The 8,209-nt window shown below is 43.2% G+C and carries 8 protein-coding genes and 1 pseudogene; 5 read left to right on the forward strand and 4 right to left on the reverse strand.

Going from position 1 to position 8,209, the window contains the following annotated elements; genetic code table 11:
- From IQ242_RS10765 to IQ242_RS10775, 3 genes are all read left to right on the forward strand, one after another.
- The coding region (locus IQ242_RS10765) for a DUF6671 family protein (RefSeq protein ID WP_228020925.1) at positions 1–820 on the forward strand (820 nt) is incomplete at its 5' end.
- Between the two features lie 13 nt (positions 821–833).
- Positions 834–1,493 carry a class I SAM-dependent methyltransferase gene (locus IQ242_RS10770; RefSeq protein ID WP_193959966.1) on the forward strand — a complete coding sequence of 220 codons (660 nt, stop codon included), beginning with the start codon at positions 834–836 and terminating at the stop codon, positions 1,491–1,493.
- Between the two features lie 25 nt (positions 1,494–1,518).
- Positions 1,519–2,388, forward strand: a complete 870-nt coding sequence (locus IQ242_RS10775; protein ID WP_193959967.1) for an NAD(P)-dependent oxidoreductase — start codon at positions 1,519–1,521, stop codon at positions 2,386–2,388.
- A gap of 424 nt (positions 2,389–2,812) precedes the next feature.
- Here the strand turns inward: IQ242_RS10775 and IQ242_RS10780 are convergent, their stop codons facing one another.
- Positions 2,813–3,163 carry a DUF760 domain-containing protein gene (locus IQ242_RS10780; RefSeq protein WP_002803308.1) on the reverse strand — a complete coding sequence of 117 codons (351 nt, stop codon included), beginning with the start codon at positions 3,161–3,163 and terminating at the stop codon, positions 2,813–2,815.
- A gap of 136 nt (positions 3,164–3,299) precedes the next feature.
- Positions 3,300–3,818, reverse strand: a complete 519-nt coding sequence (gene scpB / locus IQ242_RS10785) for an SMC-Scp complex subunit ScpB (RefSeq protein ID WP_193959968.1) — start codon at positions 3,816–3,818, stop codon at positions 3,300–3,302.
- 61 nt (positions 3,819–3,879) lie between these two features.
- On the opposite strand from scpB, the gene IQ242_RS10790 reads away from it, so the two are divergent.
- Both IQ242_RS10790 and IQ242_RS10795 read left to right on the forward strand, forming a co-directional pair.
- Entirely contained in the window at positions 3,880–4,692 is an 813-nt protein-coding gene (locus tag IQ242_RS10790; RefSeq protein WP_193959969.1) for an inositol monophosphatase family protein, read from the forward strand.
- Between the two features lie 248 nt (positions 4,693–4,940).
- Positions 4,941–5,705: an ABC transporter ATP-binding protein gene (locus tag IQ242_RS10795; RefSeq protein WP_193959970.1), complete on the forward strand. Its 765-nt coding sequence runs from the start codon at positions 4,941–4,943 to the stop codon at positions 5,703–5,705.
- Positions 5,706–5,826: 121 nt separating this feature from the next.
- Here the strand turns inward: IQ242_RS10795 and ndhD1 are convergent, their stop codons facing one another.
- Together ndhD1 and IQ242_RS10805 are read right to left on the reverse strand one after the other, a co-directional pair.
- Positions 5,827–7,410, reverse strand: coding sequence for a photosynthetic/respiratory NAD(P)H-quinone oxidoreductase subunit D1 (gene ndhD1 / locus IQ242_RS10800; RefSeq protein WP_045360515.1), 1,584 nt, complete (start codon positions 7,408–7,410; stop codon positions 5,827–5,829).
- Positions 7,411–7,772: 362 nt separating this feature from the next.
- Positions 7,773–8,209 (reverse strand): annotated as a pseudogene (locus tag IQ242_RS10805) (phycocyanobilin:ferredoxin oxidoreductase); the annotation flags it as partial.

Here is an 8,209-nt window from a genome sequence, read left to right on the forward strand (position 1 = left end):
TTTAGGGACTATGCACGGAAAAGAGCGGGTAATAGCGCCGATTTTAGCGCAAGAAATAGGTCTTAAGGTGATTGTACCCGATAATTTTAATACCGATCGCTTTGGCACTTTTACCCGGGATATTAAGCGCATCGGGACACAAATTGAAACCGCTCGCAGGAAGGCACAACAAGCGATCAAGCTTTCGGGATACGATATTGGAATTGCTAGTGAGGGTAGTTTTTATCCCTATCCCAACTTGCCATTAGTTTCCTGTAATCGTGAATTGATTTTATTGCTCGATCGAGTCCATAATCTAGAAATAATTGGTCAAGCAATAGTCACGGAAACTAATCACGCTCACCAAACTGTCACTAATCTAGCAGCTGCTTTAGAATTTGCCGAAAAAATCGGGTTTCCTAGTCATGGTTTAGTGGTGATGTTTGATAAAAATTCTCTCGACTCCGAGCAGATTTTTAAGGGAATTACTGACGAGAAAAATTTAGTTAAAATTGTTGAAGATATTCTTGACAAAAACGGCAAAGTACACCTAGAAACCGATATGCGCGCTATGCACAACCCCACGCGGATGAAAGCAATTGTTGCCGCAACAACAAATCTGGTGCAGAAACTTAGTCAATTATGTCCTAATTGTGGTTGTCCGGGGTTTGATATTATCGAAAGAAAAGCGGGTTTACCCTGTGGTTTATGTCACTTTCCCACCTCTTTAATTAAACTGGAACTATACGGTTGTCAAAGGTGTGATTATCGAGAGGAAAAACTCTTTCCCAACGGTGAAAAAACCGCCGATCCGATGTATTGTGAATATTGTAATCCTTAAGGATAGCTTTTCTATGGAAAGAATTTTAGAACCGGAAGTAATGGATGATCGGGAAGAAGCGATCGAATATGATGCCATGGACTTCACCGAAGTTAATACTAATTTTGCTAAAGAAGCCGTACAATTGGCTGGCATTAATGCTAGGGTGTTAGATGTAGGAACTGGCACTGCACGCATTCCGATTATGCTCAGTCAACTGCGTCCCCAATGGCAAATTATCGCTATTGATCTGGCCGATTCTATGTTAGAAATTGGTCAAAAAAATATCCTGAGTGCTAACTGTCAAGAACAGATCAAATTAGAAAAAGTTGATGGAAAAAATCTTCCCTACCAATCCGAGCAATTTGATTTAGTTATTTCTAATAGTTTAATCCACCATCTCGAAAATCCTCTGCCTTTTTTACGCGAAATTAAGCGAGTTTTAAAACCCCATGGTGGCATTTTTTTAAGAGATTTATTCCGTCCCGATTCCGAGGAAATAATCCAGGGGATGGTGAGGGAAATCGATCCTAATTTTTCTCCCCGACAAGCGCAACTATTTCAAGACTCGTTGCGAGCGGCTTTTACCCTAGCAGAAATTGCCGATTTAATCCAGCAATCGGGATTAAAAAATGTTAAAATTTATCAGTCTTCTAATCGTCATTGGACAGCCATAAAAACAAGTAAAAACTAATCACTAAATCAGGAAAAATTGAGTTATGAAAGTCGGATTTTTGGGAACAGGATTAATGGGAACACCAATGATAGAAAGATTATTAAATCAGAAAATTCCTGTTATTGCCTATAATCGCACCTTAGAAAAATTAGCACCTTTACAGCAGTTGGGAGCCAAAACAGTTAACTCTCCTGAACAAGTCATTCAAGAGGCAGATTGTCTGATTTTAATGTTAACTAATGCCGCCGCTATCCAAGAGGTTTTAGGATTAAATTCCGAGCAATCTAACTTTAATAATCGGACTATTATCCAGATGGGAACTATTGCTCCTTCTGAAAGTAAACAACTGCGAGATCAAATTGTGGCTAAAGGGGGAGAATATCTAGAAGCACCCGTGTTAGGAAGTATTCCCGAAGCTAAAAATGGCACTCTCTTAGTTATGGTGGGAGCAACGGAAAAACAGTTCCATCAATGGTCAAATTTATTAGCAAATTTTGGTCAAAAACCGATGTTAATCGGGGAAGTGGGAACCGCATCGGCGTTAAAATTAGCTTTAAATCAATTAATTGCCTCTCTAACCAGTGCTTTTGCTTTGAGTTTAGCTTTTTTATCCCAGCAAGGAGTAGATATAGAAAAGTTCATGACTATCCTACGTCAAAGTTCCTTATATGCGCCTACTTTTGACAAAAAATTAACCAGAATGTTAGAAGAAAATTATGCTAACCCTAACTTTCCCACTAAACATTTACTCAAAGATGTTAATCTCTTTTTAGAGGAATCGGAGAAGTTAGATTTAACCACTTTTCCCCTAACAGGAGTACAGCACCTTCTGGAAAAAGCTTTAGAAATGGGATTCGCAGAGGACGATTATTCAGCTTTATACGAGGCACTGAAAAAAGAATTAAGTAGGTAGGCGTTAAAAATTATCAGACACCCCCTTATCAAGGGTAGGGTTGATTCATGAATCAACCCTACCTTATCAAGGGGGGGGCAGGGGGGATCGAACCTATAAATCCATTTTTAATTTAATTATAACCAGCCACTTATAAACCGCTTACCCACACCACAAAGACTCTCTCTGGTTTGTGTAGGGAGAAAAAGCGATAAAAGGCTTTAAATTTTCCTTAAGCTTTGTTGAGGTAGCCAGAAGAGGGGGTTAGAGTAAAAAGTGATGGAATTTTGGGCATATTCTCCTATGACGCTGACTGAATTTGGATTATTAGCGGGTTTACTTGTCCCCGGTATCCTGCTCTCGATTTTGGTGATGGTGAGTTTTGCCAAAGGGGGTTAAAAAGTGATAGAGACACCGATGAAAGTGTCTCTGTCTTCGGTGAAGATTAATCTATTTTTGGTTTTTTGCCCAATTTAATTGACTCTGTAGCTAACAAAATTGATTCTAAATGATGGCGTTTCTCCACTTGACCGAGGAAATAACCTGTCATCATCGCTGAAGCGAGAAGATTCGCCAAATTTTCGCGGTCTGTGGTGATTTGTACCGCAAAATCCTCTGAGGGCAACATTCCCACCAATCCCTTGACGTTTTGCGAGATAATATCTTTAATTTCGCTACTGACCGATTGGGCTATTCTCTCAAGGGTTTCAGGATGCTGCTGCTGGAGATACTGCATCAGACAGTTATCATTTTGTTCTTCGGTTTCCCAGGGAAAAAAATCAGGATTAAAAGTCATCAGAACTCCCACGCTGTAGTGGTTATTGGATCTAGGTTAACAAATCGCTCTTCTTGATTGCCTGAAGTCCCCCCCATCTTCTTCAAGTTTAGCTCAGTGATCAGAAATATTTACCCATAATATACCCTCTCTCTCCTTATTCCTGAGCGGTAGCTTCCAGAATACCCTGTTCCCTAAGATTGTCAACCTCGAAATATTGATGAAATTTATCGGTTACTTCTAACCAGTACGATCTACCTTCATTTTGCTTGCGTTTTCTCACAAATCCTCGTTCTACCAAGTCCTGAACCTGTTGATAGGCCGTACTGCCCCGTAAATTAATTAAATCCGCTTGCAAAATTGGTCCTTTGAGCGCAATCGCTGCTAAAGTGCGGAGAGTTCCCGTGCCTAATTCGGCCGGGATCAGGTCTTCGATCAAATTCTGATAAGCTGACCGCAATTGTAAACTATAACCGAGGGGGGTTTCCACCACTTCCAAGGCACTATCCCGGTGAGCATAATCGGACATTAACTCGATCATGGCATCTTCCACCGTCAAGCGATCGCTGTTGGTTAATGTCACCATCTCGGTTAAGGGGACAGGCTGCCCTTTGAGGTAAAGTATCGCTTCTAGACGGGTAGCTAGTCTGATCTCCTGGTGGGCTTCCGCGCTCAATCTCGACTACCTAAGTTTAGACAATGATTTAATATTCTACTAGAAGACGAACGAGAAAATTATGGAAACTTTTTGGAGTCAGGTTTTAGACTTTTGTTATCAGGCTACCGAGCAGGTGGGCGATCGCCTACTAGCTGATTTTGGCAAATTACAGGCCAACAATAAAGCAGACGGGACTTTAGTGACGGCTGCCGACCGTTGGTCCGATGGCGAATTGCGAGCGCTAATTGCCCGCACTTTCCAGGACCATGGAGTCTTAACCGAGGAAACTACCCATATTTTCCCGGATCAAGAATGGTGTTGGGTAGTGGATCCAATCGACGGTACAACTAATTTTACTCGCGGTATTCCCATCTGGGGCATTTCCCTAGGACTTCTCTACTGGGGGACTCCCGTGTTCGGATTTGTTTATCTCCCCTGCCTAAAACAGGCCTATTATGGTTATTGGTACGGTGAGACGGGTTTAACCGGTCCAGAGGGGGCCTACTGCGATGGTCAACCGATTCACACCAGCGACGATTTTCCCAGCAAAAATCATCTGTTTAATCTCTGCGCTCGTAGTACAGATATATTAAAAAATCCCTTTCCCTGCAAAGTGCGGATGATAGGAGTGGCTAGTTATAATCTGCTTTTGGTTGCCGATGGCACGGTGTTGGGAGGAGTGGAAGCAACCCCGAAAGTCTGGGATATTGCCGCAGTTTGGGCAATTCTACAGGCCGCCGGCGGGGTATTTATCTCTTTAGGAGAAAAGATTTTTCCCTTACAGGTGGGGGAAAATTATAGTGATCGCTCCTATCCCTGTTTAGCCGTAGCTCGATCGAATTTAGCACCGGTTTTCTTGCCTTTAGTCGGTTTTCTCAAGGATGTTGCTTGAATGGAGAATTGCTCAGGTTAGAATAGCTGCATTTAATGGTTTTATCTCTATTTAGGGCTGGCTGAATAAATCTAAAAACCTTGTTGGATAATATCTTTAAGCTTGTTTGAAATCAAAAACTGCCAGCCCTTGGCGTGATCAGGGGGGAAATTTAGGCACTTTTTGCCTGAAAATCGGTAAAACCCTACACCCCACACCCTACATCCCACACCCACGAAAAACTTTTTGCCGCAAACCCTATTTATTTCATGAGTTTTGATACTTCCTCTCTCAGCGAACGCAACGATAAAGCCGAAGTCTATCAGCCAGTAATTATTCGCCTCGAAAATGTGTCTAAAATCTACGGCAGTGGCGAAACCATGGTTAAAGCCCTCAATAACATCAATTTAAGCCTAAAAAAAGGGGAATATTGCGCTATTATGGGGGCTTCGGGTTCGGGAAAATCCACAGCCATGAATATTATCGGCTGTCTTGATCGTCCCACCTCGGGGTCCTATTATCTAGAAAATCTCGACGTTTCTACGCTGCCGGATGGGGATTTAGCTCAGATTCGCAATCGTAAAATCGGCTTTGTTTTCCAGCAATTCCATCTTTTACCCCAGATGAGTGCGCTGGAAAATGTCATGTTACCGATGATTTATGGTGGGGTTTCTCCCCAAGAAAGAAAGGAAAGAGCGATCGCTGCTTTAACGAAGGTAAAATTAGATAATCGACTGCACAATAAACCCAATCAATTATCGGGGGGACAACAGCAGCGCGTCGCTATTGCCCGGGCAATTGTCAATCAACCCATATTATTACTTGCTGATGAACCGACGGGGGCGCTAGACTCGAAAACTACCCAAGAGGTGATGGCTATTTTCTCGGAATTGAATAACAGTGGCATTACTATCGTGATGGTAACTCACGAGGCTGATGTGGCGCGTCACTCTCAGCGCATTATCTGGTTTAAGGATGGTGAAGTGGTTTATCCTCATCTCGCACCGACGGATTTACACGAGGTGATTGGGTAGGGTGGGGATTTTTCGGTTATCAGTTAACAGTAATCAGTAAACAGTGAAAAGACAGTAGGAAACTGCTATTTAATACTGCTCACTTAAAACTCAAATCTGATAACTGATAACTGATAACTCCTTAGATTTCGGGGGCTTTGAGGGAATAAAGGGAGAAACTAGCGGTTTTTGCCTTTGCCTGTTGCACTAAACTGGGGACAGAATTACGCGCTAGGGCGGTTAATTTATTGGTAGTAGCATCGTAAATTGTCGTGGCTACTTTGGGATAGAGTCCAATGCCGATAATTGGCACTAATAGAGAAGCGATGATAAAGACTTCCCGGGGTTCCGCATCGACGAGGGCATGGTGTTCTTCTAATTCCTTATTTTCCGGCCCGTAGAGAATTTCTCGCAACATGGACAAGAGATAAATCGGGGTGAGAATGACACCGATAGCCGCTAAAAAGACGATGATGACGCGGAAAGTGGGACTATAGGCATCACTGGTGGCAAAACCGATAAATACCATTAATTCCGCCACAAAACCGCTCATACCGGGCAAAGCGAGGGAAGCGAGGGAACAGGTGGTCCACATGGCAAAAACTTTCTTCATTTTCTTGCCGACACCGCCCATCTCGTCTAACATCAGGGTATGGGTGCGATCGTAGGTACAACCGACCATAAAGAATAAACTCGCGCCAATTAGTCCGTGGGAAATCATCTGTAACATCGCCCCACTTGTACCAATATCGGTAAAGGAAGCCATACCAATCAGGACAAATCCCATGTGAGAGATGGAAGAATAGGCAATTTTGCGCTTAAGATTGCGTTGGGCAAAGGAGGTTAAGGCGGCGTAGATAATATTAACTACCCCTAAAATCACCAAAACGGGGGCGAAAACGGCATGAGCATCGGGTAACATCCCCATATTCATCCGTAAGAGCGCATAACCACCCATTTTAAGCAAAATTCCCGCTAGTAACATATGGGCGGGGGCAGTGGCTTCGCCGTGGGCATCCGGTAGCCAAGTATGGAGGGGGAAAATCGGCAGTTTTACCCCGTAGGCAATCAGAAAACCAGCGTAGAGGAATAATTGCAGTTTCAGGGGGAAGTCTTTACCAGCAATAGTCACCATGTCAAAGGAGACGGTATCGCCATAAAAAGCCATCGTCAGTGCCGCTACAAGGATGAAGAGAGAGCCTCCGGCGGTGTAAAGGATAAATTTGGTGGCCGCGTAGAGACGGCGTTTACCGCCCCAAATAGAGAGGATGAGATAGACGGGGACTAATTCTAATTCCCAGACGAGGAAGAACAGTAACAGATCCTGCACGGCAAACACCGCAATCTGTCCCCCGTACATCAACAGCATCAGGAAGTAGAATAGTTTCGGTTTAAAAGTGACCGGCCAAGCCGCTAAGATAGCTAGAGTGGTGATAAATCCCGTTAAGATAATCAGAGGCATGGAGAGGCCATCGGCTCCTAATGACCATCTTAGGTCAATTTCGGGCAACCATTGGTAACTTTCCACTAATTGCAGATTGGGATTAGCGAAATCGTAACTGGTGTAGAAAGCGTAGATAATTAGGGCAAAGTCGATTAATCCCACCGTCAGAGCAAACCATCTCACGGTTTTACCGTCTTTATCGGGAATTATGGGAACCAATAAAGCAGCGACGATGGGAAAAAGGATGATGGCAGTTAACCAAGGAAAGTTCGTTAGATTCATCGGCTGTTTTAATATTTATTTAATCGTCAGAATCGAGAAATTAAGCTAAGGCCTTTTGACGGTTTTACTAGGGAAAACCGGCTTTTTTCTCTTGTTCTCGCGGTTACATTTGACTGTACCTAACCCAATCTAGCAATTATTTTCCCGTCCTTGTCTGTTAATATTGTTAAGTTTCAAGAGACTTCTGGCCTAATTAGGGTTTGAGAGTTCAAAAATGGGAAAAATAGCGATGAGGTTGCAGAAAATCTCTAAATAAGAGGTAGGTGTTAAAAATTGTCGGCTCCATTGAAGGTAGGGTTGATTCATGAATCAACCCTACGATGAATCAACCCTAGGATCAAGGGGGAAAGGGATAGTTCAGTTTAATCGGGCAGATCAAAGAGAACCCCTGTCATATAACGCTCTGCCCATTCCCACCCAAAGGCTTTTTCTAGTACACGCCGAGTTTTATCGTTTTTTTGCTGTTGACTACAATAATCCCGTTGTCCCTGTAAATAAATACGCGCTTCTTCCCCAGAAAGAGGCTGACTTTCCCTAGCACATTTGCAGTGAATTGTCAAGAAATCTGTTACTCTTTGTAAAAATTGTCCTTCCTCGGCGGCGGTTTCGGGACGAATAAACAGACAATATTGGGAGAAAATATGACCCCAAGAGGGCAAATCACGATCCTGGGCGAAATCGACCGCAGGTAAAGCCGCTAAAGCTTGATTATAGGCACTAGAAAGGGTTTTATCGCCACTGGTGGGAGAAAGATCCACAATAGCGGCACTGATTCCCGCTTTGCCGGAGACTATATCAC

The organism is Microcystis sp. LEGE 08355, from assembly GCF_015207185.1.
In the GTDB taxonomy this organism is placed as follows: Bacteria; Cyanobacteriota; Cyanobacteriia; order Cyanobacteriales; family Microcystaceae; genus Microcystis; species Microcystis panniformis.